Genomic DNA, 23,825 nt, shown 5'->3' with positions numbered 1-23,825 from the left:
GGTAGTGTGCCGACAGGCCCGCCACGCCGGACCGGAGAAGGTGACTTCCATGACCATGATCGTGTTGTTGGTGCAGTTGTTGCTCGCGCTGGGCGTGCTGGCCGTGGTGACCTTCTTCGTGGCGCTCGCAGTTCGGCGTCGCGCCAAGCAGCGACAACTGAACCAGGACATCTACCGCGCGGCCTACTCCCATGTCCAGCAGCCGCAGCACGGCGGCCAGGGGCCGGGACCGCAATCGCCCGGTTCCCAGACGCCGCCACCCCCGCGCTGACCACTGACCATGACCACCCGGGGAAAGGTCGCTCCGGCGGACCGGCGCCACGCCTACCTGCCCACCACGATGGGGACCCTCCTGGCCGTCCGATCGGGCACAGCACTGTCTGGCCTGTACTTCCCGGACCGCACCTACCCACCGAAACCCGGCACGCTCGGGGAACTGGTACACCCCAGCGGTGACCGGTTGCGCCGCCGCGACGATGAACTCCTCTTCACCGTCGGGGAGCAGGTGCGCGAGTACTTCGCCGGGGAGCGGCAAGCGTTCGACCTTCCGCTGCGTACCGCAGGCGAGGAGTTCAACGAGACGGTATGGGCGATGCTGCGGCAGATCCCCTACGGGCACGTGACCACCTACGGCGCGCTGGCGCAGCAAGCGGGGTCGGCGACGTTGGCCCAACGGGTGGGCCAGGCCGTGGGGCGCAACCCGATCAGCATCGTGATCCCCTGCCACCGCGTGCTCGGCGTCGATGGGTCCTTGACCGGGTACGCCGGCGGACTGGACCGTAGCGGGCCTTGCTGGACCTCGAGGAACCTGCCGAGGCCCGAGCGGCGAGGCTGTTCTGATCGCGCGCAGACGATGATGACTGAACGCTTCCTGCCCGCACGCGGCCCGTGGGATACCCGCGCGACCCTGACCACACTGGGTCATCACAGCATCCCTGGTGCACACCGCACCGACACCGTGAGCGGGACCCACACCCGGGTGCTCAGGATCGGTGGGCATCTTCACATCGTCGACCTGCGGCTCACCCCCGCCGGCGTGTACTGGCGCGTGCGCGGCCACGACCGGGCCGCCGGAGCGCCCGATGCGAGGACCATGGAGCCACTGCTGCGCTGGTGGTTCGACCTGGACGCCGAGATCGGGGCCATCGACGCCCACCTGCGCGGTGATCCACTCCTAGCGGGGCAGGTCGCGGACCGTCCCGGGATCCGGATCACTCGTCATGCTGACGCGGCAGCCGGGGTCCTCACCACGATCCTCGGTCAGCAGGTGTCCCTGGCGGCGGCCGCACCTTCGCCGGCAGGCTGGTCGCTGCCTACGGCGAGGAGACCGCGGCCCGCCTCCGGGCCTTCCCGGTGCCCGCTCGGATCGCTGCGGCGGACGAGGAGGACCTGCGGGCAGCGATCGGCCTGACCGGGGCCCGCGCCCGCACGCTCAGGGCAACGGCCGCGCTGCTGGCCGAGCACCCCGGCCATCCCGACGCGCCGCACCTGCTCGAGGGGGACGTGCTCGCCCGACTCGCCGACCTTCCCGGAGTCGGTCCCTGGACCCTCTCCATCATTGCGCTACGCGGTAGCGGCGACGGTGATGCGCTGCCGGCCTCCGATCTGGTGCTGCGCCGCGGCATGGGCGGTCTGACGGCGCGTGCGGTCAGGACTGCGGCCGAGGCGTGGCGGCCGCACCGTGGTTACGCCGTCGTGCGGCTGTGGGTGGAAGCCGGCTCACCGACTAGCGGGTGATGTCACCGAGGTGGTGGATGACGTCATGCAGGTGGTACTGGGCGAGAGTGACAGCGGTGAACTGCGCGCCGTCGGAGCGGCGGCCGGTGCGCTGCCACTGGTCCCGGGACAAGCGCTGGTACCGCTCGGCGACGGGCTCGGCGCGCTCGCGCAACTCGGCTAGGACCTGATCGGCATCCTCCTGAGCGTAGTTGCCCTTGATCGCGGCGGCGTCCTGGTCCCAGTTGGGGAAGGTGGGGTCCTCCTCGGTCTGCATCAGCCCCAGTCGCTCGGCGAACACCCCGTGCACATCGCGCACGTGCGCTGCGTACTCCAGCGGTGACCACGTCTGAGCGTTCGGGCGCCGGGTCCACCAGTGGGCGTCGGTGCGCGCCCGCACGTCCTGCCATTGCCTGGCGTTGTCCCGCAGCATCTGGGGGATCAATTCCGGCACCACGGTGCCCGCCTCGAGCCCGCACTCATCGCAGGGTTCGCGCAGGACCCAGGTCCAGTCCTTGGCATCGGGTTCGATGCTCATCGGTTCCTCACCTTCGCCAGTGCCGCTTGCGGGTCTGGATCGAGTCTGCCAGCCATCGGGTGGGCCCGGTAGCCGGGGTTTAGAAGAGGGTGGCCGGAACGAGTGGCGGCGGATCCTTGGGGCGACCGGGAGCCGCCCCGCGGTGGCCGGTGCGAGCGGGCTCGCGTGCGGTGTCGGTGGCACCGCCGCACCGGCGGCACACCCGCTGCCGCTTGGCCCGCCGGGCTGCGTCCTTCAGCGCCCGATGGTAGGTGGGGCCGGGTTGCATGGGCTCGCCGTCGCGGGTCCAGATGATCAGGTTCGCGATGCAGAACTGCGGGCAGCACCGGCTGCAACTGACCGGGCGCGCCGGCTTGCGGAACCGTCGGTGCTCGTGCCCGCCGGGACAGTGGCCCTCCCACGGCGCCGGCGGCAGCGGGGCTTCAGCGGGCAGGGTCCGTTCCGGGCGGGCGCCGATCCGGCCGGCGACCTGGCGCCACTGGGTGCCGTGCCCGGCATCGGGGCCGGCCAGGGCGTGGGCGATCTCGTGCAGCACGGTGTCCCGCACCAGATCGTCGTGGTGCAGTTCGGTCAGGTGACGACTCAGGGAGATGGTGCGGGTGTGGAACCGGCACAGGCCCGCGCGGCGTTTCGCGCGGTCGAAGGCGAAGGTCCAGTCCCTCAGGCCGTGTTCGGCCATCAGGTCACGGGCCATCGACTCGGCTTGCTCCAGATTCACCACATCACCCCAACTGCACCGGTTGGTGCCGACTCTAATCGCTGCCACCGACACCCTCCGGCACCGCTGGTCCGGCCTCAGGCCGAGCCGACCTCGGCGAGGGCCTTGCGGATGCGCTTGGCCGAGACCGGGACCGCGGTGCCCAATTGCTGCGCGAAGAAGCTGACCCGCAACTCCTCCAGCATCCACCGCACCTGCGCCAACTGCTCGGCGTGGGTCGGGTCGGTGGTGGCCCGCTCCGCGGCCCACCAGGCATCGTGCAGGTCCCGGATCTGCCAGGCCAGATCCGCGTCCCGGTTCGGGTTCTCCGCGGCCTTGGCCAGCCGCATCGTGGCCGCCTGCAGGTACCGGGGCAGATGCGTCAGCTGCTCCGGTGGGGTGGTGGTGAGGAACCGGTCATGAATCAACGCGGCGTGCTGGTCGCGCACATCGGTGAGCACATCGAGCAGTGCGATGGAGGTGGTGGCCTTGATCTGGGCCTGCAACTCCCGGGAGGCATCCAGGATCTGCACCGTCAGGGCCGCCAACCGGTAGATCTCATCCTCCAGCCGCGCCCGCACATCGGCCTGGACCTGCGCGAACGCCTCCGCGGTGCGCACCTGCGCCAGGTCCCTGCTCGCGGTGAGGGAGGCCACCGCGGCCCGGTGCAAACCGGTGACCAGGGCGGCGGTGTCCCGGTACGGGCTGGCCGCCAGGGACAGCGCCTCCCGTCCGCCCCACCGGCTGGAGACCCGCCCGGTGGGCAGAGCGGTGGTGTCGGCCAGCAGCCGCCGCACACCGGCGCGGTGGGCGCCGGTTTGGGCCGCGGCATCCTGCAGCACCCGTAGCGACACCCGGCCGGTGACCTCGCCCTCCACCACCAACGCCGGGTAGCCGCGGATCTCCAACCCGCCGGCGCCGGTGGCGGTGACCACGTCCGGGATCCGGTCCATCGCCGGCCATCCGGTCAGGTTCTTCTCCTCAGCCAGCCCGGCGCGCACGCCGCCCTGCGGGAAGGCCGCACGGTCGCCGTCGCCGTCGCCGTCGCCGTCTTCCGCCGACCCGGCACCGGCTGATGCCGCGCCGGCACCGGCCGCTCCAGCGCCCGCCGATGCCCCGCCTGCGGTTCCGGGCCCGGCAGCCGCAGCCCCGGCGCGTTTCCGGGCCGCCAGCAGCGCCGCCTTCACCGCCGTGCGCACCGCGTCGCCGGACTGCCGGGACAACTCCCGCTGCAACGCCTCCAGATGCTGACCGGTGCCCAGCACCGCCCCGCGCTCGGCGTGCACCTGGAAGGTGATGCGCAGGTGCGGGGGCAGTTTCTCCGGATCGCGGTCCCCGGCGCTGATCTCCAACTCCGGGCGCACCTGCCGGGCGGCGGTCGCGAAGGCCTCGGCGTAGGAGACCGCTCCCTCCCCGGCCGGGGCCATCTGCTCCCACGGCGGCAACAGCTCGGCGATCGCGCGTGCGGTGTCCGGCGCCGGCACCAGATGCTTGCGGATCGGCTTGGGCAGGGCCTTGATGCTGGCCACCGTCAGTTCCTGCAGGAGTCCGGGCACCAGCCAGTCGAATCCCTCCGGACGCACCCGGCCCAGCACCGCGATCGGGATGTGCACGGTGACCCCGTCGGCCTCGGTGCCCGGTTCGAACTGGTAGGACAGCGGCAACGTCAGGTCCCCCTGCTGCCACACCTGCGGGTACCGGCCGGGATCGAGTTCCTGCACCTGCGGCACCAGAAGGTCCACGCTCAGATTCAGCAGGTCCGGGTGCTCCCGGCGGGCCTGCTTCCACCAGGTGTCGAAGTGCGCGGCGGTGACCACGTGCTCGGGGATGCGTTCGTCGTAGAAGTCGAACAGGCCGTCCTCATCCAGCATCAGGTCCCGTCGGCGCTCGCGGGCCTGGAGTTCCTCGGCCTCGGCGATCACGCCGGCGTTGTGCTCGACGAAGGCGTGGTGGGTGCGCCACTCACCGTCCACCAGGGCGTGCCGGATGAACATCTCCCGCGCCGCCGGGGCATCGACCCGGGCGTAGGGGACGGGCCGGTCGGCCACCAGGGTGAGCCCGTAGAGCATCACCTTCTCCTTGACCATGCCCGCACCCTGCCGGGTGGACCAGTACGGCTCGGAGTAACTTCGTTTGATCAGGTGGGCCGCCAGCGGCTCGACCCACTCGGGGCGGATCCGGGCCGCGGTGCGGGCGAACAGCCGCGAGGTCTCCACCAGTTCGGCCGCCATCACCCAGTCCGGGCGCTTCTTCGCCAGGTGGGAGCCGGGGAAGATCACGAACCGCGCCCCGCGGGCGCCGAGATAGTCCCGTTTGCGCTCATCCCAGAAACCGATCTGGGTCAACAGCCCAGTCAGCATCGCCTGGTGCACCGCGTCGGCGTCGATGTCCCCGGGTGCCTTCAGACGACCCAGATGGATGCCCAGCGGCTTGATCATCTGCCGCAGTTGGGTGTGCACGTCCTGCCATTCCCGGATCCGCAGGAAGTGCAGGTACTCCGCCCGGCACATCCGCCGGAACGCCGAGGACGACAGCTCGGTCCGCTTGGTGCGCAGGTAGTCCCATAGCCGCAGGATGGACAGGAAGTCGGATGTCTCGTCGGCGAACCGGCGGTGCTTGGCGTCGGCCTGCTGCTGGGCATCCGGCGGGCGCTCGCGCACGTCCTGGATGGACAGGGCCGCCACGATCACCAGTACCTCGGCGGCTACCCCGAGCCGGTCGGCCTCCAGGAGCATCCGGCCCAGGCGCGGGTCGATCGGCAGGTGCGCCAGGGATCGGCCCACCTTGGTCAGGCGCAGCCCGGGAGTGGCCGACGACGGCGCATCCCGCCGGGCTGTCTTCGCGGCGGTGGGGTGCAACTCACCCGGGCGAGCGGCGTCCGCGGGACCCGGACGGGCGGGCCGGGCACCGTCGTCGTCGGTGATCGCACCCAGTTCGGTGAGGAGGGCTACCCCATCCCGGACGGAGCGGGTGTCGGGCGGGTCGACGAAGCCGAACTTGGCGACTTCTCCCAGACCCAGGGCGGTCATCTGCAGGATCACCGAGGCCAGGGAGGTGCGCAGGATCTCCGGTTCGGTGAACTCCGGGCGGGATTCGTAGTCGGCCTTGGAGTACAGCCGGATGCAGATGCCGTCGGCCACCCGTCCGCAGCGGCCGGCGCGCTGGCCGGCGCTGGCCTGGGAGACCGGTTCGATCGGTAGGCGCTGGACCTTGGTGCCCTTGGAGTAGCGGGAGATGCGGGCGGTGCCCGGGTCGATCACGTACCGGATGCCCGGCACGGTCAGCGACGTCTCGGCGATGTTGGTGGCCAGCACGATGCGCCGGTTGAGTGCGCGGCGAAGACCCGGTGCTGGTCTGCCGCGGAGAGGCGCGCGTACAGCGGCAGGATCTCCACCTCGGGACCCGGGCGGCCGGACAGGTGATTGGTGAGGGCCTCGGCGCCGTCGCGGATCTCGCGCTCCCCGGAGCAGAACACCAGGATGTCGCCGGGGCCCTCGGCCATCAGTTCATCGGCGGCCAGGCAGATGGCGGTGGCCTGGTCCAGGGGTTCGCGCTCGCCTGAGTTTGCGCGGGAGCGTGTGGGACCGGCGCTTCCGCGGGAGCGCGCGGGGTCGCCTGCGTTACTCCCAGCGCCGGTGCCGCCTGCGCGGCCGGGTGCTTCGTCGTCGTCCTCGGTTGTCTCCGTGTCCGGCACCAGGGGGCGGTAGCGCACCTCGACGGGGTAGGTGCGCCCGGACACCTCGATCACCGGGGCAGGGGTGCCGGGGGAGCCGAAGTGCTCGGCGAAGCGCTCCGAGTCGATGGTGGCCGAGGTGATGATCACCTTCAGGTCCGGGCGCTTGGGCAGGAGCTGGTGCAGGTAGCCGAGCAGGAAGTCGATGTTGAGGGACCGTTCGTGGGCCTCGTCCACGATGATGGTGTCGTAACGGCGCAGCATCGGGTCGCGCTGGACCTCGGCGAGCAGGATGCCGTCGGTCATCACCTTGATCAGCGTGGTCTCGGAGACCTGGTCGGTGAAGCGCACCTGGTAGCCCACGGCCTGGCCGACTTCCGTGCCCAGTTCCTCGGCGATGCGTTCGGCCACGGTGCGCGCGGCGATCCGGCGGGGTTGGGTGTGCCCGATCGTGCCCTCGATACCGCGGCCCAGGTCCAGGCAGATCTTCGGCAACTGGGTGGTCTTGCCCGACCCGGTCTCCCCGGACAGGATCACCACCTGGTTCTTCTCGATGGCCTCGGCGATCTCCTCCCGGCGGGCGGAGACCGGCAACTGCTCCGGATAGGCCACCTTCGGGACGGCGTCCCTGCGCCGCTGGAGCAACTGGGGATCGGGCTTTCGGTAGCCCTCGCGACGGCGCTGGGGTCGACGACGTCGTGACCCGCGCTCGGGCCGCCGCTGGTTGTGCTTCGTCTCGGTCACCGCGCGCCATTGTCTCAGGCGCGCGGGCGGCGGTGAACTCAATAGTGGGCTCGAGCCGGCGTGGCCATGGCCTCAGGGCAGTATGCGCGGAGCGTGCTCATACTCCGAACGCGGGGGTGGGGCGGAGCCGTAACCGTCGCGGTAGACGGTCCGGACGGCGAAGGCCACCAGGGACAGGATCAAGGCGAGTACGACGATGAGAGTAAACATGGCAGTTATCGTGCGCCCATTGCGTCTCTGCCACCAGTGGCAGATATGCCAAGATCCGTTTAGTTCCTGCCAACCGTCTCGTGGCCTCATCCGGACGATGCGGTGGCAGAGGTATTGCTACCCATTGATTTCCTGCCATCGGTGCAGGATGCTGGTGGGATGCAGAAGGTCGCCGTGATCGTGCAGGACGGCGTCGAGCCGTTCGGGCTTGGCGCCTTGTGTGAACTCTGGGACGAGCCCTACCACCCCGATGACGACAACCCGGTGTTCGACTTCGTCGTCTGTGCTCCCGAGCCGGGCCGGATCCGAGCCAACTCCGGTTTCGATCTGCACGTCGAGCACGGCTTGGACGCCGCGAAGGATGCGGACCTGATCTGCGTTGCCCCCAAGCAGGACATAACCGCCGATCACTCGGACGTGCTGGACCTGCTCCGCGAGGCCGACGCCGGCGGCCGGAGCCTGTTCTCGCACTGCACCGCGGCCTTCACCCTCGGACGGGCCGGCCTGCTGGATGGTCGGCGGTGTGCCACGCACTGGCGTTATGCGGACCGTCTGATCGCCATGTTCCCCGAGGCCGTGGTGGACCGGGACGTGCTGTACGTGACCGACGGCAGGCTGACCACCGGTGCCGGTGCGGCCGCGGTGCTGGACGCCGGCCTGCACCTGATGCGCGAACTCTTCGGTGCGGGCACCGCGGCGACCGCGGCCCGGCGGATGGTGGTGCCCCCGCACCGCTCCGGTGGCCAGAGCCAGTACATCGCCCGAGCGGTCCCGGACTGCCGGGCCGAGACGCTCGGACCCCTGCTGACCTGGATCGTGGCGAACCTGCAGGAGGATCTGAGCGTGGAGGCACTCGCTCGCCGCGCGCACATGTCGGCACGGACCTTCGCCCGGCGCTTCCGGGCCGAGACAGGTCAGACACCGCACGCTTGGGTGGTCAGTCAGCGAGTGGCCGCGGCCGAGGAGATGCTGGAGAGCGGCGACGGTTCGGTGGAGTGGGTCGCCGACCAGGTCGGATTCGGCAACGCCGGCACCCTGCGTCAGCACTTCCTGCGGGAACGAGGCGTGTCCCCCCAGGCCTACCGGCGCACGTTCGGGACGCTGGAGAAGGCCGGGCGCTGACCAAACAGCTGGTGTGTGCAGACGGGCCCTGGGAAAGTGGCTCCCATGACTTCCTTCGTGTCACATACGACCATCGACGCCCGTAACGCCTATGAGATCTCGGAATGGTGGAAGCAGGTGCTGGACTACGGTGACGTGCCCGGCGACCCGAACGAGCCGGGGCATGCGGAGTGCATGATCCAGGACGTTGACGGCAGGCACCGGATCCTGTTCCTCGAGGTGGAGGAGCCCAAGTCGAAGAAGAACCGCATCCATCTGGATCTTCGTCCCACCGAGGGTGACCGGGACACCGAGTTGGCGCGCCTGCTCGAACTGGGCGCCCGTGAGGTGGCCGATCGTCGAGGCAAGTACGGTCCTGGCACCGGGTGGGTCGTCCTGGCTGACCCGGAGGGCAACGAGTTCTGCATCCTGCGCTCCGAGGCCGAGGTGAGTGCGACCGAAGGCTGAGACCCTTTCGGCGAGACAGGAATTGGTACCAGTCGAGATGGTGGCCGCCGGATTCGGAGTCTGAAACCACAGCGCGATGGACGAGGTCTGGTATGTCAGTTACGGCTCGAACATGAGCCGGCAGCGGCTGCTGTGCTACTTGAAAGGTGGCTGCCCACCGGGCGGAGTTCGAACCTACCCCGGAGCGCGGGACCCGAGCCCGCCCACCGAGGCTGTGGCCGTCCACCTACCCGGGCGGAGCTACTTCGCCGGGCACTCGCTGACCTGGGGCGGTGGGATGGCCTTCTACGACCACCACGAGCCCGGACCCACGCCCGCGCGGGCCTACCGGATCACGGTCGGGCAGTTCGCCGATATCACCGCCCAGGAAATGCGGAGGGAGCCGGTGGCCAACGGTCCGCTGGAGCAACTCCTTGCCGGTGGCCTCACCGACTCAAGCCACCGCGTCGGGCCTGGTCGGTACGAGACTTTGGTGGACGTCGGTGCACGGGATGGGCTGCCGATGCTGACCTTCACCAGCCCGGGTGGGCTCGACCGTGCCGAGCACGTGGCCCCTACCGCGGCCTACCTGGCCATGCTTACGCAAGGGCTGCGGGAGGGCCACGGCTGGTCCGACGAGCGCATCGCCGTCTATCTGGAGGGCGTGCTGCCCTGAGCGGCGATGCGGGGCGCTTGGTCGGACGCCGTACCGGCCGCGCGAAACGGTGCGGGAGTCGCGGTCCGGGGGCTGTCAGCGGCCCGTTTCACCGCGGGTGAAGAACACCGATTAGGCGCTGAACCCCCTGCCCTCGGACTCCTCGACTGCCGGCGTGAGACTCCGCTCCCTCACTCGGCCCTCGCAGGGCCCGTTGCCGTCGGCGCCTGCGGCACGGGTGTGTCCTCGGGCAGTGCCCGCCCCTCGTCGCCGGACTCGTCGTGCCCGCTCGGAGGGTTCTCGCTGCCGACCTCGTCGACGCCTGGGTCAGAGTCGATGCGCGCGTGCCGCAGACCCCACAGGATCACCGCCGCGAGTACCGCTAGTCCGAGGGTCGCGAAGGCGTAGGTGTTCCGGGTGGCGACGGCGAAGGCGTCGATTGCGGCAGCGTGCAGCGGCACGCCGAGTTCGTCCGGTAGCGACCGGGCGGTCGCGAGTGCCGAGCCGATGCTCTGCAGGCTCAGTTCGCGCGTGGCCTCATCCAGACCGGCCGGCAGGGTACCTCCGAGTCTGCTCTGGTAGCTGACGAAGGCGATCGTTCCCCCGGTGGCCAGTCCGATGGTGTTCCCGAGGCTCCCGGCGACGTCGGTGCTCGCCGAGGCCGAGCCGGTCTGCGCCGCGGGGGCGCTGTTGACGATGATGACCGCGCCGAGCGCGAAGACTGGTGCTGCGCCGGCAGCGATGATCGATACCGCCGCCAGCGCCGGCGCCACCGACGCCTCGCCCTGGAGCAATACGGCCATCAGCAGCGCTCCACCGGCGGCGATCAGGACGCCTGTTCCCATGACCGCGCTCGGCCGGACCCACCGAAGGAATGATGGCGCCAAGACGGTCGCGACGATAGAGAGCGTCGCGGGGATGATCAGCAGCATGCCGGCGGTGAACGGGGAGTGCCCGAGCCCGACCTGCAAGTACTGGGCGAACTGCATGTCGGCACCAGCGGTGGCAAGGATCACCAGCAGGATCGCCACGAGCCCCACGGTGAACGACCGGGAGGCAAACAGTGCCGGGTCCAGCAACGGCGTGGTCAGCCGGAGTTGACGCCGGATGAACAGCAGGCCCGCGACGAGACCGACGGCGACCGCTGCCACCTGCGGCGGTCCCACGTTCCGGGAGGCGAGTTCCTGGCCACCGTAGACCACGAGCGCCACCGCGGTCAGGGACAGCAGCACGCTCACCATGTCGATCCGACCGACCCCGCTCCCGGGAACCTTGGGCAGGGTCGGCGCCAACAGCGCCACCAGGAACGCGATCGGTACGTTGAGCAGGAAGATCGACCCCCACCAGAAGTTCTCCAACAGAGCGCCGCCGATGGGCGGGCCGAATGCCACCCCGCCGGAGAAGGCCGACATGAAGATGGCCACGGCACGGGAGAACTGGGCATCGGATGTGAACATGCGCCGCAGCAGGGCCATCCCCGCCGGGATCATGGAGATTGCCGAGAAGCCGATCAGCGCCCGGGCGGCTATCAGGTACTCGATCGAGGGGGCGTAGGCGGCCAGCAGGTTCGCACTGCCGTAGGCGAGTGCGCTGATGACCAGCAGCCGTCGCGGGCCGAACCGGTCCACCAGGCGCCCGGCGGTCAGCACCAGCCCGGCGCCGACCAGGTCCCCGATGTGCAGCATCCATAACTGCTGGGTGGCGGTGGGTTCCAGCGCCGCGGCGATCGTCGGGGTGGCCAGGAAGAGCACGGTCATGTCGATGGCGACCATGAACACCGGGACGGTCAGCAGGGCCAGACCTGCCCAGGCGGCCAGGCTCGCCCGCGGAGGAGGTGTAGGAGTCATCTCAAGTCTCATAACGTTACGTAATGGAACGTTACGAACGTAGGCGACGCACGCATCGGCCGTCAACCCCCTCAGCAACGCGAACGGCCGATCCAGGAGGCTCTACGTCCACTCACGTCCGCATCGGTTCGCGGCAACTTGCTCCGATGATTAGCGCCGCCCTCCGCCGCTCCGGGGGTAACGTCACCGGATCGTAATCAAACATCGGAGCACTCAACCCTTGTTGACCAACTTGTGTCCAAGTAGGGTGACGGCCAACCACCGAGATCAATGAGGCTTCGATGACGACCAAGGCTCGCCAGTCGCTGAGCGTGCAGATCTACACCGAACTACGTCACGAGATCGCCACCCTGCAGTTGCAGCCCGGCACGATGCTGTTCGAAAACTCCCTGGCGGCCCGGTACGAGACCAGCCGGACCCCGGTCCGTCAGGCCCTGACCCGCCTGGAGCAGGAGGAGTTGATCGAGGTACTGCCCCAGCGCGGAGCGCAGATCGCCCCCTTGTCCATCCAGCGCATCATCGAAGCCCAGGAGATCCGCAACAGCCTGGAGGTCACCGCGATCCGAAAGGCCGCGGAACTGTGGCGATCGTCGGAGTTGAGGTTCCGTCGTTACGACGAGCAGATCCGGGAGAACCTGCGCGAGCAGGACCACGCCTCGAGCCAGAGCGACCTGGCCTCTTTCGCCCGCCTGGACGGGGAGTTCCACGCCATCTTCATGCGGGTGGCCGGAAACCTCCTGCTGCTGCACATGGTGGAACAGGCCCGGGTGCACCTGATGCGGATGCGCTACCTGGAGTTGCGCACCATGCGCCACGACGAGGGGGCCATCGCCCAGCACCGTCAGATCCACCAAGCCGTACGGTCCAATGACGCCGACCGTGCCGTGCTGATCCTGATCGACCACCTGCAACTGCTCACCGCCGCCCGCGACGAGCTCGTCGGCGCCCACCCCCAGTTGTTCTCCGCCTGAAGGCAAGGAGCCCCATGTCCCGAATCACCGATGTCTCGGTCCGCATGCTCGACATCCCCGTCGAGGTGCCCCGCTCCGACGCCATCCAAGCCTTCACTTCCCAGGAGACCCCGTTCGTGGAGATCCGCACCGACGACGGGCTCACCGGCCGCGGATACACCTACACCATCGGCACCGGCGGCAGCGCGGTGATGGCCCTGCTGCGCGATGTATTCGTGCCCCAGCTGCCCGGTCAGGACGCCCGCCGGATCGAGGCGATCTGGTCCGCCCTGCACGGCTCCACCCGCGCCACCACTACCGGTGCGCTGACCTCGCTGGCGCTGGCCGCCGTCGACACCGCTCTGTGGGATCTGAAGGCCCAGCGACAGAACGAACCACTGTGGATCGCCGCCGGCGGGTACCGCCGTCAGGTCCCGATGTATGACACCGAGAGCGGTTGGCTGCACCTGGACGCCGACGACCTCATCGCCGGGGCGCAGGCGATGCGGGACAAGGGCTGGAAGGCGCTGAAGGTCAAGGTCGGCAAACCCACCATGGCCGAGGACCTGGAACGGCTCCGGGCGGTTCGCGAAGTGGTCGGTGACGACGTCGACATCATGATCGATGCGAACCAAGCCTTCACCGGAGCCGAGGCGCTGCGCCGCATCACCGCCTTCGATGATGCTGTCGGGATCGCCTGGTTCGAGGAGCCGCTCCCGGCCGACGACGTGCTCGGCCACGTGGAGCTGGCCCGGCGCACCTCGGTGCCGATCGCGGTGGGGGAGACCCTGTACAGCCCGGCACAGTTCCGCACGTACCTGAACAGCAACGCCGCTGCCATCGTGCAGGTCGACGTGGCCCGCGTCGGGGGTATCACCCCCTGGCTCAAGGTCGCCCACCTGGCCGAGGTCTCCAATGTGGATGTCTGCCCCCACTTCCTGATGGAACTGCACGTGAGCCTGGTGGCGGCCATCCCGAACGGGCGCTACGTGGAGCACATCCCGCAACTGACCACCCTGACCCGCACGCCCGTCGAGATCGAAGGGGACCGGGCCAGCGCCCCGCGCACCCCCGGCCTGGGTATCGACTGGGACCTGGACAGAGTTGAGGAGTTGACGATCGCATGAGCAGAATCGACGTCGACCACGCCCGGGACGTGGCGGCCGCGCTGCTGCGCGGCGCAGGAGTGCCCGACGACGACGCGCACCTGACCGCCGACTGTCTGGTGTACGCCGATCGCCGTGGCACCGCCTCACACGGTTTGCTGCGCCTGCCGCTGTACCTGAGCGCGCTGGAAGCCGGGGGCATCAACCCGCGGCCCCAGATGCGCTGGGTCAACTCCCATCCCGGCGGTGGCCTGCTGCACGCCGACGGCGCCCTGGGGCAGGTGGCGACGGGACAGGCCGTGGAGTTCGTCGCCGAACGGATCGAGGCAAGCCCGGTGGTGGCCGTCGTCGTCCAGGACTCCACCCACTACGGCGCCGGCGCGTACTGGTCTGACCTCATCGCAGACCTGGGCTGCGTGGCCCTGATCACCTCCACCACCGGTCCGGTGGCCGCCCCGCACGGGGCGCACCGCACCGTCCTGGGCTCCAACCCCTTGACCATCGCCCTGCCCGCCGGTGCCGAGGGCCACCTCACCGCAGACATCGCCACCAGTGCCGGTGCCTACGGGAAAGTGGTGGAGGCCGCCAACGCCGGGGAGCAGATTCCCCCCGGCTGGGCGGTGGACTCGGCCGGACGCCCCACCACCGATCCCGACCAGGCCCTGCGCGGGGCCCTGGTCGCGATGGGCGGCCACAAGGGCTCGGCGCTGATGGTGGCCCTGGAAGGGCTGTCCGCGGCCCTGGGGTCCGCGGCCTACGCCTTCGAGACCGAGGACATCTGGGTCAATCCCGCCTCCCGGATGAACGTGGGCCACACGCTGATCGCGTTGAACCCGGCCTTCTTCGGTGGCACCGACCACACCGCCGCCCGGGTGGAGACCCTGCGGCAGGCCGTACGCGACGCCGGCGAGCCGGGAGCGGTGCACGCACCGGGAGATATCGAACTGGCCCGGGCTGCCCGGAACACCCGCACCATCGAGGTGGCCGAGTCCACCGTGACCGCCGTCAATGACCTCGCTCGATCCCACCGCACACCCCTCCTGCGCCCCGACAGCCAGCCCGGAGATGGCCCCGCCTCGTAGAAGCCCCCTACCACCCACCTTCCGAACCCGAACCACTCAGCAGTTCAAAGGAGAATGAGATGAAGACCCGCACCCGCACCATCGCCAGCCAGGTGAGCATGCTCGCCGCGATCGGCCTGGTCGCCACCGCCTGCGTCTCCAGCGAGGCGCCCGGCTCCGGCGACGCCGAACCCGACACCGACGACAACGGCACCGAGGTGACCGAGGACGACGCCGGGACGGGCGACGACGTGGAGACCACCACCGCCCGGTTCGCCTACGTCTACGACCCCTCCCACCCGGTGGGAAGTTGCGGCGTCCCCGCCATCCAGGAAGGGCTCGAGGGCAGCGGCATCTCCATCGACGACTACCCCGCGGCGCAACTGGGCAACGAGGCCGAACTGCTCGAGCAGGTGGCCAGTGGTGGCCTCGAACTGGCTGTGGCCGGCCCCTCCTTCCTCGGGGTGTGGCACGAGGAGGCGGCAATGTTCGACGCCCCGTTCCTGTTCCGGGACGTGGACCACTTCCAGGAGACCCTCGATGGCCCCATCGCCGAGGACGTCTGGGGTGACCTGGCCGAGGAGTCCGGCCTGAACGTGCTGTCCTCCTGGTACTACGGCACCAGGCACGTGACCTCGAACATGGAGGTGAACACCTCCGCCGACCTGCAGGGGGTGACCCTGCGCGCCGCGGACGCCCCGTTGTACCTGACCATGGCCGAGATCATGGGCGGCTCACCCACACCGATGGCTCTGGACGAGGTGTACCTGGCACTGCAGCAGGGCACCATCGACGCCCAGGAGAACCCGATCCCGACCATCGCCAGCCAGGGCTTCCACGAGGTGCAGGACTACATCAACCTCACCGGCCACATGATCCAGGGCGTCATGGTGGTCACCAGCGACCAGTACCTGGACTCCCTCTCCGATGAGGACCGCACCGCCCTGGAGGACGCCATGGTCGGGGCAACCGAGGCCGTGCGCGACTGCATCGAGCAGCAGGAGAACGACTTCCTCGAGGAGTGGCGCGAGACCGGTGAGATCACCGTGAACGACGACATCGACCACGACCACTTCCGCGAGCGGGCGATGGAGATCGTGCCGGAGAACTTCGCCTGGGGTGACCTCTACCTCGAGATCCAGGGTTCCTGACGGTGACGGCGGCGCCCACGGACCAGGACTACCTGGAGCAGAAGTCGCGGATATACGGCGCGGTGGTGTTCATCGAGCGTGTGCTCTCGATGTGGTTGCTCACCGCGTTGCTGGTGCTCATCGGGATCCAGGTGTTCACCCGGTACGTGCTGAACTCCCCGTTCGTCTGGACGGAAGAGTTGGCCAGGTTCGTGTTGATCTGGTTCGCGTTCATGTCCGCGTCCTTCGTCATGGCGCGCCGCCGTCACATCACCGTGCTGCTCTATTCGGCCCGGTCCTCCGGGCGGGTGATCGCCGCGATCGATGCGTTCGCCTACTTCATGGTCCTGGCGGTGTCGGCAGTGCTGACCTACGGCGCATGGGACCTGGTGCGCGCAACCGGCCGGCTGAATGCCCCGGCCACCGACATTCCGCTGAGCGTGGTCTATGCGGCGTTGTTGGTCGGGTCGGTACTGATGACACTGCACGCGGCGTTCAACCTGTACCTGGCCGCGCGGTACCCGGGCCGGTACCAGGAGTCCGACGACATCGAGAAGATCGGACTCTGAGATGACCGTTCTGTGGATGATTCTGGCCCTGTTCCTGCTCCTGGGCTGCGCGTCCCGGTGGCGTGGGCGCTCCTGGTGCCGGCCCTGGTGTACGTCGTACTGGACGGCTCGGCGAGTTTCCAGATCGCCGCCCAGCAGACCGTCTCCGGGGTGAACACGTTCCCGTTGCTGGCGGTGCCGCTGTTCATCATGCTGGGCAACATCGCCAACGTCTCCGGCATCTCCGACCGGTTGTTCAACGCGGCCACCGCGCTGCTGGGTCACTTCCGCGGCAGCCTGGGCTACGTCAACGTGTTCACCAGTTTCGGGTTCGCGTGGATGAGCGGCGCGGCGATCAGTGACGCCGCGGCGCTCGGCCGGGTGCAGGTGCCGGCGATGCTCAAGCGGAACTATCCCGAGGGCCTGACGCTGGGTATCACGGCCGGTTCATCGCTGATCGCCCCGATCCTGCCGCCGTCGATCCCGGCGATCATCTACGCCGTCACCGCCGGGATCTCGGTGGGTGCGCTGTTCATCGCCGGGATCGTGCCCGCGCTGCTGCTGCTCACGGTGCTGTGCGTGACGGTGTTCGTCTCCCTGCGCAAGCGCAACGACCTGCGCCTGGCCAAGGCCAGTGTCCGGGACCAGGTGACGCTGTCACTGAAAGCCCTGCCGGCGCTGGGCGCGGCAATCGTGGTGCTCGGCGGGATCCTGGGCGGGATCTTCACCCCCACCGAGGCCGCCGGGATCGGCGTGGTCTACATGACCGTACTGGCGATCTTCTACGGCGCGATGAACTGGCACAACGTCAGGCGCGTGCTGCAGAACACGGTGGAGACCACCGGGTCGGTGCTGATCATCGTGTGCGCAGCGGCGTTGTTCGGTTGGGTCCTGGCCCGTGAACGGGTCCCGCAGCTGGCCGGGGAGTTCATCTTCGGCCTGACCGAGAACCCGATCGTGTTCCTGCTGCTGCTGAACGTGCTGCTGTTCATCATCGGGGCGATCATCGAGCCGACCGCGGCGATCCTGGTGCTGGTCCCGGTGCTGGCTCCGGTGGCCACCCTGTACGGGCTCGACCCGCTGCACGTGGGCTCGGTGATCATCTTCAACCTGATGCTGGGCCTGCTCACCCCACCGGTGGGCCTGGTGCTGTTCGTGCTGTCCAGCGTGACCGACATACCGGTCTCACGGATCATCCGCGGAGTGGTGCCGGTGTACGTGCCGCTGGTGGCCGTGCTCCTGCTGATCAGTTTCATCCCGTTCTTCACCACCTGGCTGCCCGGAGTGCTCGGGTAGCCGCCCATTAACCGAAAGGACCTTCATGACCACCATCGCCTCGGTGCGCACCGACGACGTGCGGTTCCCCACCTCCCTGGAGCTGGACGGCTCCGACGCGGTCAATGTGGACCCGGACTACTCCGCGGCCTACGTGCAGATCACCACCGAGTCCGGGGAGAGCGGGCACGGCCTGGTGTTCACCGCCGGGCGCGGGAACGAGATCGTGGCCCGGGCCATCGACTCCTACGGTGACCTGCTCATCGGCAAGAACACCGATGAGTTGCTGGCGGACCTGGGCGCGGCGGCGAAACTGCTCGTACACGACTCGCAGATGCGCTGGTTGGGCCCGGAGAAGGGGGTGAGCCACATGGCCGCCGGGGCGCTGATCAACGCCCTGTGGGACCTGGCCGCCCGCCGCGCCGGCAAACCGCTGTGGCGGTTCGTCGCGGAAATGGAGCCGGAGGAGATCGTGCGTGCGGTCGACTTCACCCACATCACCGACGCGCTCACGCCGGAGGAGGCCCTGGAGATCCTGCGCAGGGGCCAGGAAGGCAAGGCCGAACGGATCGAAGAACTCCAGCGCGAGGGCTTTCCCGCCTACACCACAACCCCGGGCTGGCTGGGCTACTCCGATGAGAAGCTCATCCGGTTGAGCAAGGAGGCCGTGGCCGACGGGTTCGACCTGATCAAACTCAAGGTGGGCGGCTCCCTGGAGGACGACCGGCGGCGCATGGACCTGGTCCGTCGCGAACTCGGCCAGGACCTTCGGGTGGCCATCGATGCCAACCAGCGCTGGGACGTGAACGAGGCGATCGAGTGGGTGAACGCGCTGGCCGAGTTCGACCCGTGGTGGATCGAGGAGGCCACCAGCACCGATGAGATCCTGGGGCATGCGCGGATCCGCGCCGAGGTGGCGCCGGTGAAGGTGGCCACCGGTGAGGCGGTGGCGAACCGGATCGTGTTCAAGCAACTGCTGCAGGCCGGTGGGATCGACATCATGCAGATCGACGCCACCCGGGTGGCCGGGGTGAACGAGAACCTGGCGAACCTGCTGCTGGCCGCCAAGTTCGAGGTTCCGGTCTGCCCGCACGCCGGTGGGGTGGGGTTGTGCGAATTGGTGCAGCACTTCTCCTTCATCGACTACGCGGTGGTGTCCACCTCCCAGCAGGACCGATACATTGAGTTCGTCGACCACCTGCACGAGCACTTCGTGGAACCGGTGCGGGTCCGCGACGGCCGTTACCAGGCACCCGTACAGCCCGGCATCGGCGCCGAGATGCACACCGCGTCGCGGCAGCGCTGGACCTTCCCCGACGGCCCCGGATGGCAGGAGGTCGCCGGCAGGGCGGCAGTGACCGGTGCCACGCGCGCCCACGCCGACTCCAGTGCCGACACCGACACCGACCCCATGGAGACGTCCCGATGAGCGCGGACCTGAACGAGGCCCTCACCACCGCGAAACTGCTGCCCGACGACGTCGGCGACGCCACCCTGATCGGCCGGGTCTGGGACCCGGCCGCCGGGGGGCCCTCGGTGGTGCGGGTGACGGCCGAGGACGTGATCGACCTGAGCGGTTTGGTGGCCACGGTGCGCGACATCACCGAGCACCCCGACCCGGCCGGCTACGCGGCCGGGCTGGACGGGCCGAGCCTGGGGTCGCCGTCGGCCATCGTGGCCAACACCCCGCCGGAGCGGCGGGATGCGTCCCTGCCCGGGTTCCTCTCGCCGGTGGATGTGCACGTGGTCAAGGCCGCCGGGGTGACCTTCCCGGTGTCGATGATCGAACGGGTCATCGAGGAGCGTGCCCATGGCGACGCCGGCGCCGCGGCGAAGATCCGTGAGCAGATCGGCTCGGTGGTGGGCGGGTCGCTGCAGGACCTCAAGCCCGGCTCGGAGGAAGCGGCCCGGGTCAAGGACATGCTGGTGGAGCGGGGCTGGTGGAGCCAGTACCTGGAGGTGGGCATCGGCCCGGATCCCGAGGTGTTCACCAAGGCACCCGTGCTGGCCAGTGTGGGCACCGGGGTGGAGATCGGGCTGCACGCGGACTCGGCCTGGAACAACCCCGAGCCCGAGGTGGTGCTGGTGGTCTCCTCCACCGGGCGCGTCGTGGGGGCCACGCTGGGCAACGACGTGAACCTGCGCGATGTGGAGGGTCGCTCCGCGCTGCTGCTGCCCAAGGCCAAGGACAACAACGCCTCGGCCGCGATCGGCCCGTTCCTGCGCCTGTTCGACGAGGGCTATCGGATGGACCAGGTGCGCGCAGCGGACGTGACGCTGACCATCGAGGGCACCGACGGGTTCCGGCTGGAGGCCAACAGCCCGCTGTCGAAGATCAGCCGGGACCCGGAGGACCTGGTCTCCCACGTGATCGGTGACCATCACCAGTACCCCGACGGGTTCGCGCTGTACCTGGGCACGCTGTTCGCCCCCACCCAGGACCGCGGGGAAGGTGGTTCGGGCTTCACCCACGCCCTGGGCGACATCGTCACCATCAGTGAGCCCGGTCTCGGGTCGCTGGTGAACCGGGTCACGCACAGCCACCAGGCCGAGCCGTGGACGATGGGGATCGACGACTTCTACCGCAACCTGCTGCAGCGGGGTCTGTTGCGCTGAGGTGACGCGGGGGTCTCAGCGCAAGGCCGGTCGCCGCCGCTGGGACTGCCGCCCCCTTCCGTCTGTGCCAGGGTGAACGGCATGGGCGATGTGCAGTTGATCACCAGCCGGGAGGTGCCCCTCGGGGGGCCGCGGGCGATGCGGGTGCGCCGGACGTTGCCGCAGCGGGCCCGGTCGCTCATCGGCGCCTGGTGCTTCGTGGACCACTACGGCCCCGACGATGTCTCGAGCACTGGTGGGATGGACGTGCCGCCGCACCCGCACACCGGCTTGCAGACGGTCAGTTGGTTGTTCACCGGAGAGATCGAACATCGGGACACCACCGGCGCCCACGCCCTGGTCCGGCCCGGGGAAGTGAACATCATGACCGCCGGGCACGGCGTGGCCCACTCGGAGGTCTCCACCCCCGGGTGTGACACCTTGCACGGGGTGCAGCTGTGGACCGTGCTGCCCGAGGCCTCCGGCACTCCACCCGGGACTTCACCCACCACGTCCCCGAACCGCTCGCCCTCCAGGGCGCTGAGGCGCGGGTGCTGATCGGGTCGTTGGCCGGCCATACCTCCCCGGTGCCCGCTTACAGCCCGCTGCTGGGTGCTGAACTGCTGCTCGATCCCGACACCGAGATCGTCCTCGACGTCGAGCCGGATTTCGAGCACGGAGTGCTGGTGGACGCCGGGCCGGTACGCCTGCAGCAGACGGAGTTGGAACCGAGCGAACTCGGCTACCTGGGCCCGGGCCATGACCGGCTCAGGCTGACCAACCTGACCGATCGGCCCGCCCGGGTGATGCTGCTGGGCGGTGAACCGTTCCCGGAGCCGGTGATGATGTGGTGGAACTTCATCGGCCGCACCCACGAGGAGATCGTCGACTACCGCACGGAGTGGGAGGCGGGCTCGGAACGATTCGGACGGGTCCAGGGCTATACCGGGTCGGTGCAGCGCCTGCCGGCCCCGCCGATGCCCAGGTCCGTCTGAAACCCCGCATGAACCCCCCCGGTGACGGCGACCCGAGCGCCTGGGGCTAGGACGGGACCGCCACGAGTGTGATGACTCAGTCCCCGGTGAGGCGCGCGGCGCCGTGCAGCCAGTGCTCCACACCGGCGATGTGCGCTGCCGCCTGGGCGCGGGCCAGGTCCGGGTCGCGCACCTCGATCGCGTCCAGGATGGCGGTGTGGTCGGCCAGGGTGCGTTCGACGACGCCGGCCTGGGTGATGCCGCGCCAGATCCGGGCGCGCACGGTGGCACTGGAGATGGAGTCGATCAGGCTGCCCAGGTAGTTGTTCCCGGCCGCGTCGGTGATGCCCTTGTGAAATCGCAGGTCGTGCTCGACCAGCTCCTCCACCGTCGCGGCCTTGGCCACCTGGTCCAGGTCGGCGCGCAGCGCGGCGATCTGCTCATCGGTCATCCGGCTGGTGGCGCGCGCCGCGGCAGCCTCCTCCAGCACCCGGCGCACCTCGAAGATCTCCAGCACCGAGGCGTCGTCGTGCAGGTCGATCACGAACGAGATCGCCTCGAGCAGCAACGTCGGGTCCAGGCTGGTCACATAGGTGCCGTCGCCGCGGCGCACGTCCAGCACCCGGATCACCTCCAGGGCCTTGACCGCCTCGCGCATCGACGAGCGGGAGAGCCCCAGGCGCTCGCTCAGTTCCTTCTCCGGCGGCAGCCGCATCCCGGGCTTCAGTTCACCGCTCATGATCATCGACTTGATTTTGGTGATCGCGTGGTCGGTGACTGCCATAGCGCTGAGCATAGTGAGGGGCGGGTTCGCCAGGGGCTGTACCGCGCTGAACGTACCGGCCTCAGGAAGGCATGCGCAGGTCGTTCATCCCGCCGTCGACCGACAGCGAGATACCCGTCACCGCTCCGGACAGCGGCGAAGCCAGGTAGGCGATCGCACGGGCCACGTCGATCGGTTCGACCAGCTCATTGGTGGGCTGGCGGGCACGCAACTGCGCGAGCATCGTCTCGGGGTTCTCCGCCGAGGCGAGCAGCCGCTGTACCCACGGGGTGTTCACGGTGCCGGGGGAGACGCAGTTGACCCGGATGCCCTCACCGACGTGATCGGCCGCCATCGCCCGGGTCAGCGCCAGCACCGCGCCCTTGGAGGCGGTGTAGACGGCCCGCTGGGGCAGCCCCACCAGCGCGGCGATGGAGCAGGTGTTGACGATCGCGGCTGCCCGGGAGCGGCGCAGGTGCGGGATGGCGGCCGCGCTGACCCGTGCGATGCCGACCACGTTGATGTCCAGTACCTGCAGCCAATCCGCGGAGGAGTTCTGGGTGACATCGCCCTGGGCGCCGATCCCGGCGTTGTTGACCACGATGTCCAAGCCGCCGAGATCAGCAACGACCCGCTCGATCGCGGAATTGACCTCGTCATCGGACTGCACATCGGCCCGGTACAGGGGCAGCCCCTCCGGTGGCGCGCCCTCGTCACGGTCCAGGAGCGCCACCCGCGCCCCACGCTCGGACAACTCGACGGCGGTGGTGGCTCCGATCCCGGAAGCACCGCCGGTGACCAGGGCCACCAGCCCCGCGAGGTCCTGTGCCGGGGCGCTCATGCCTGCACCAGTTCCTGGCGCTGACGGCCCAGGCCCTCGATTACCAGTTCCATCACGTCACCGGCGCGCAGGTAGGGCTGGCCGGGTAGGCCCATCGCCACCCCCGCCGGGGTGCCGGTGTTCACCACATCACCGGGGTGCAGCACCATGAACTGGCTCAGGTAGTGGATGATGTGCCCGACGCCGAACACCATGTCCGCTGTGGTGCCGTCCTGGCGCAGCTCCCCGTTCACCCACAGGCGCAGGTTCAGGTTGCCCGGGTCGGCCACCTCATCGGCGGTGACCAGTACCGGGCCGAGCGGGTTGAACGTCTCGCAACTCTTGCCCTTGTCCCACTGCCCGCCGCGCTCGAGCTGGAACTCCCGCTCCGACACGTCGTTGGCGATGGCGTACCCGGCCACGCGTCCAGAGCCGCTTGCTCGTCGGGCAGGTACCGGGCGGTCCGACCGATGACGACGGCGAGTTCGACCTCCCAGTCGGTCTTGACCGACTCGCGGGGGATGAGCACCTGGTCATCCGGGCCGACGACGGTAGCCGGGTCCTTCATGAACAGCACCGGTTCGGCGGGGATGTCCATCCCGGACTCGGCGGCGTGATCGCGGTAGTTCAGGCCGATGCAGACCACCTTGCCGGGCCGTGCGACCGGGGCGCCGATGCGGCCGGGCTCCAGCGGCGTCAGGCCCCCGAGCACACCGGCCCAGTCCACCTCACCCTGTCGGCCGAGGAACTCGCCGTCGATCTCCTCGGTCACCGTGCGCAGGTCGCGCCAGGTGTCGCCGTCCAGTACTGCCGGGACCTCAGCCCCGGCCGGTCCTACTCGCCCGAATCGCATGGTGTTCTTTCCCTGTTCTGGTGTGGTGTTGTCGGGGCTGCCGGGGGCTCCCAGATGCCAGCCCAAAGCCTAGTCATCCGATGTTTAGGGTGTCGACCTTGACCGGATGGCGGAACCTCGGG

General features: G+C 69.3%; 24 protein-coding genes and 1 pseudogene. 16 read left to right on the top strand and 9 right to left on the bottom strand.

Features of this window, described 5'->3' with window-relative positions; translation table 11 throughout:
• Positions 1 to 49 precede the first annotated feature (49 nt).
• From ACRRRO_RS05820 to ACRRRO_RS05810, 3 genes are read left to right on the top strand one after another with little or no spacing between them, the layout of a single operon-like run.
• Positions 50 to 271, top strand: coding sequence for a hypothetical protein (locus tag ACRRRO_RS05820; protein ID WP_424797404.1), 222 nt, complete (start codon positions 50 to 52; stop codon positions 269 to 271).
• Between the two features lie 9 nt (positions 272 to 280).
• Positions 281 to 1,411: a methylated-DNA--[protein]-cysteine S-methyltransferase gene (locus ACRRRO_RS05815; RefSeq protein WP_434081211.1), complete on the top strand. Its 1,131-nt coding sequence runs from the start codon at positions 281 to 283 to the stop codon at positions 1,409 to 1,411.
• Positions 1,354 to 1,737, top strand: a complete 384-nt coding sequence (locus ACRRRO_RS05810; protein WP_434081210.1) for a DNA-3-methyladenine glycosylase family protein — start codon at positions 1,354 to 1,356, stop codon at positions 1,735 to 1,737. The genes ACRRRO_RS05815 and ACRRRO_RS05810 overlap by 58 nt, the downstream gene beginning before the upstream one ends.
• On the opposite strand, the gene ACRRRO_RS05805 is transcribed toward ACRRRO_RS05810, so the two are convergent.
• The 5 genes from ACRRRO_RS05805 to ACRRRO_RS05785 all read right to left on the bottom strand — a co-directional run bounded on the left by ACRRRO_RS05805 (position 1,727) and on the right by ACRRRO_RS05785 (position 7,578).
• Positions 1,727 to 2,254, bottom strand: coding sequence for a DinB family protein (locus ACRRRO_RS05805; protein ID WP_424797407.1), 528 nt, complete (start codon positions 2,252 to 2,254; stop codon positions 1,727 to 1,729). The two genes, ACRRRO_RS05810 and ACRRRO_RS05805, sit on opposite strands and share 11 nt — an antisense overlap.
• 79 nt (positions 2,255 to 2,333) lie before the next feature.
• Positions 2,334 to 3,020 carry a SprT-like domain-containing protein gene (locus ACRRRO_RS05800; protein ID WP_424797408.1) on the bottom strand — a complete coding sequence of 229 codons (687 nt, stop codon included), beginning with the start codon at positions 3,018 to 3,020 and terminating at the stop codon, positions 2,334 to 2,336.
• A gap of 29 nt (positions 3,021 to 3,049) precedes the next feature.
• Positions 3,050 to 6,265 carry a DUF3418 domain-containing protein gene (locus ACRRRO_RS05795; RefSeq protein ID WP_434081209.1) on the bottom strand — a complete coding sequence of 1,072 codons (3,216 nt, stop codon included), beginning with the start codon at positions 6,263 to 6,265 and terminating at the stop codon, positions 3,050 to 3,052.
• Positions 6,232 to 7,368, bottom strand: coding sequence for a DEAD/DEAH box helicase (locus ACRRRO_RS05790; RefSeq protein ID WP_434081208.1), 1,137 nt, complete (start codon positions 7,366 to 7,368; stop codon positions 6,232 to 6,234). Before ACRRRO_RS05790 ends, ACRRRO_RS05795 begins: the two co-directional genes overlap by 34 nt.
• A gap of 72 nt (positions 7,369 to 7,440) precedes the next feature.
• Positions 7,441 to 7,578 carry a FeoB-associated Cys-rich membrane protein gene (locus ACRRRO_RS05785; protein ID WP_424797410.1) on the bottom strand — a complete coding sequence of 46 codons (138 nt, stop codon included), beginning with the start codon at positions 7,576 to 7,578 and terminating at the stop codon, positions 7,441 to 7,443.
• A gap of 159 nt (positions 7,579 to 7,737) precedes the next feature.
• On the opposite strand from ACRRRO_RS05785, the gene ACRRRO_RS05780 reads away from it, so the two are divergent.
• From ACRRRO_RS05780 to ACRRRO_RS05770, 3 genes are all read left to right on the top strand, one after another.
• Positions 7,738 to 8,700: a GlxA family transcriptional regulator gene (locus tag ACRRRO_RS05780; protein ID WP_424797411.1), complete on the top strand. Its 963-nt coding sequence runs from the start codon at positions 7,738 to 7,740 to the stop codon at positions 8,698 to 8,700.
• A gap of 45 nt (positions 8,701 to 8,745) precedes the next feature.
• Positions 8,746 to 9,147 carry a VOC family protein gene (locus ACRRRO_RS05775; protein WP_424797412.1) on the top strand — a complete coding sequence of 134 codons (402 nt, stop codon included), beginning with the start codon at positions 8,746 to 8,748 and terminating at the stop codon, positions 9,145 to 9,147.
• Between the two features lie 76 nt (positions 9,148 to 9,223).
• Positions 9,224 to 9,802, top strand: coding sequence for a histone deacetylase (locus tag ACRRRO_RS05770; RefSeq protein ID WP_424797413.1), 579 nt, complete (start codon positions 9,224 to 9,226; stop codon positions 9,800 to 9,802).
• A gap of 170 nt (positions 9,803 to 9,972) precedes the next feature.
• On the opposite strand, the gene ACRRRO_RS05765 is transcribed toward ACRRRO_RS05770, so the two are convergent.
• Entirely contained in the window at positions 9,973 to 11,640 is a 1,668-nt protein-coding gene (locus tag ACRRRO_RS05765) for an MFS transporter (protein WP_424797414.1), read from the bottom strand.
• A 269-nt stretch (positions 11,641 to 11,909) separates the two neighbouring features.
• Here ACRRRO_RS05765 and ACRRRO_RS05760 point away from each other — a divergent pair, with 269 nt between their 5' ends.
• The 10 genes from ACRRRO_RS05760 (at position 11,910) to ACRRRO_RS05715 (ending at position 21,288) form a co-directional block, all read left to right on the top strand.
• Positions 11,910 to 12,599, top strand: a complete 690-nt coding sequence (locus tag ACRRRO_RS05760; RefSeq protein WP_424797415.1) for a GntR family transcriptional regulator — start codon at positions 11,910 to 11,912, stop codon at positions 12,597 to 12,599.
• A 14-nt stretch (positions 12,600 to 12,613) separates the two neighbouring features.
• Complete coding sequence (locus ACRRRO_RS05755; RefSeq protein ID WP_424797416.1) at positions 12,614 to 13,705, top strand: mandelate racemase/muconate lactonizing enzyme family protein; 1,092 nt, start codon at positions 12,614 to 12,616, stop codon at positions 13,703 to 13,705.
• Complete coding sequence (locus ACRRRO_RS05750; protein ID WP_424797417.1) at positions 13,702 to 14,766, top strand: Ldh family oxidoreductase; 1,065 nt, start codon at positions 13,702 to 13,704, stop codon at positions 14,764 to 14,766. The genes ACRRRO_RS05755 and ACRRRO_RS05750 overlap by 4 nt, the downstream gene beginning before the upstream one ends.
• A gap of 59 nt (positions 14,767 to 14,825) precedes the next feature.
• The gene (locus ACRRRO_RS05745) at positions 14,826 to 15,896 is read left to right on the top strand and encodes a DctP family TRAP transporter solute-binding subunit (protein ID WP_424797418.1); all 1,071 of its coding nucleotides are present in this window, start codon (positions 14,826 to 14,828) and stop codon (positions 15,894 to 15,896) included.
• Positions 15,897 to 15,898: 2 nt separating this feature from the next.
• Entirely contained in the window at positions 15,899 to 16,444 is a 546-nt protein-coding gene (locus ACRRRO_RS05740; RefSeq protein ID WP_424797419.1) for a TRAP transporter small permease, read from the top strand.
• Positions 16,445 to 16,456: 12 nt separating this feature from the next.
• Positions 16,457 to 17,719, top strand: a complete 1,263-nt coding sequence (locus tag ACRRRO_RS05735; RefSeq protein ID WP_424797420.1) for a TRAP transporter large permease — start codon at positions 16,457 to 16,459, stop codon at positions 17,717 to 17,719.
• 25 nt (positions 17,720 to 17,744) lie between these two features.
• A complete protein-coding gene (locus tag ACRRRO_RS05730) occupies positions 17,745 to 19,127 on the top strand; it encodes an enolase C-terminal domain-like protein (RefSeq protein WP_424797421.1) in 1,383 nt (460 codons plus the stop codon).
• Complete coding sequence (locus ACRRRO_RS05725) at positions 19,124 to 20,314, top strand: fumarylacetoacetate hydrolase family protein (protein WP_434081207.1); 1,191 nt, start codon at positions 19,124 to 19,126, stop codon at positions 20,312 to 20,314. Before ACRRRO_RS05730 ends, ACRRRO_RS05725 begins: the two co-directional genes overlap by 4 nt.
• Before the next feature lie 81 nt (positions 20,315 to 20,395).
• Complete coding sequence (locus ACRRRO_RS05720) at positions 20,396 to 20,851, top strand: pirin family protein (protein ID WP_434081206.1); 456 nt, start codon at positions 20,396 to 20,398, stop codon at positions 20,849 to 20,851.
• On the top strand, positions 20,845 to 21,288 hold the full coding sequence (locus tag ACRRRO_RS05715; RefSeq protein WP_434081205.1) for a pirin-like C-terminal cupin domain-containing protein: 444 nt from the start codon (positions 20,845 to 20,847) through the stop codon (positions 21,286 to 21,288). The genes ACRRRO_RS05720 and ACRRRO_RS05715 overlap by 7 nt, the downstream gene beginning before the upstream one ends.
• 76 nt (positions 21,289 to 21,364) lie before the next feature.
• Here ACRRRO_RS05715 and ACRRRO_RS05710 read toward each other — a convergent pair whose 3' ends face one another.
• The 3 genes and pseudogenes from ACRRRO_RS05710 to ACRRRO_RS05700 all read right to left on the bottom strand — a co-directional run bounded on the left by ACRRRO_RS05710 (position 21,365) and on the right by ACRRRO_RS05700 (position 23,703).
• Positions 21,365 to 22,051 (bottom strand): FadR/GntR family transcriptional regulator, encoded by a 687-nt coding sequence (locus tag ACRRRO_RS05710; protein WP_424797424.1) that lies wholly within the window; start codon positions 22,049 to 22,051, stop codon positions 21,365 to 21,367.
• 61 nt (positions 22,052 to 22,112) lie between these two features.
• Entirely contained in the window at positions 22,113 to 22,871 is a 759-nt protein-coding gene (locus tag ACRRRO_RS05705; protein WP_424797425.1) for an SDR family NAD(P)-dependent oxidoreductase, read from the bottom strand.
• Positions 22,868 to 23,703 (bottom strand): annotated as a pseudogene (locus ACRRRO_RS05700) (fumarylacetoacetate hydrolase family protein). Before ACRRRO_RS05700 ends, ACRRRO_RS05705 begins: the two are co-directional and overlap by 4 nt.
• Between the last annotated feature and the right edge of the window lie 122 nt (positions 23,704 to 23,825).

The sequence above is a fragment of the Sanguibacter sp. Z1732 genome (genome assembly GCF_051020515.1).
Classification (GTDB): domain Bacteria; phylum Actinomycetota; class Actinomycetes; order Actinomycetales; family Beutenbergiaceae; genus CALKWS01.
Note: the sequence above shows the minus strand (reverse complement) of the source record. Positions and strands in the feature narration are given on the sequence as shown.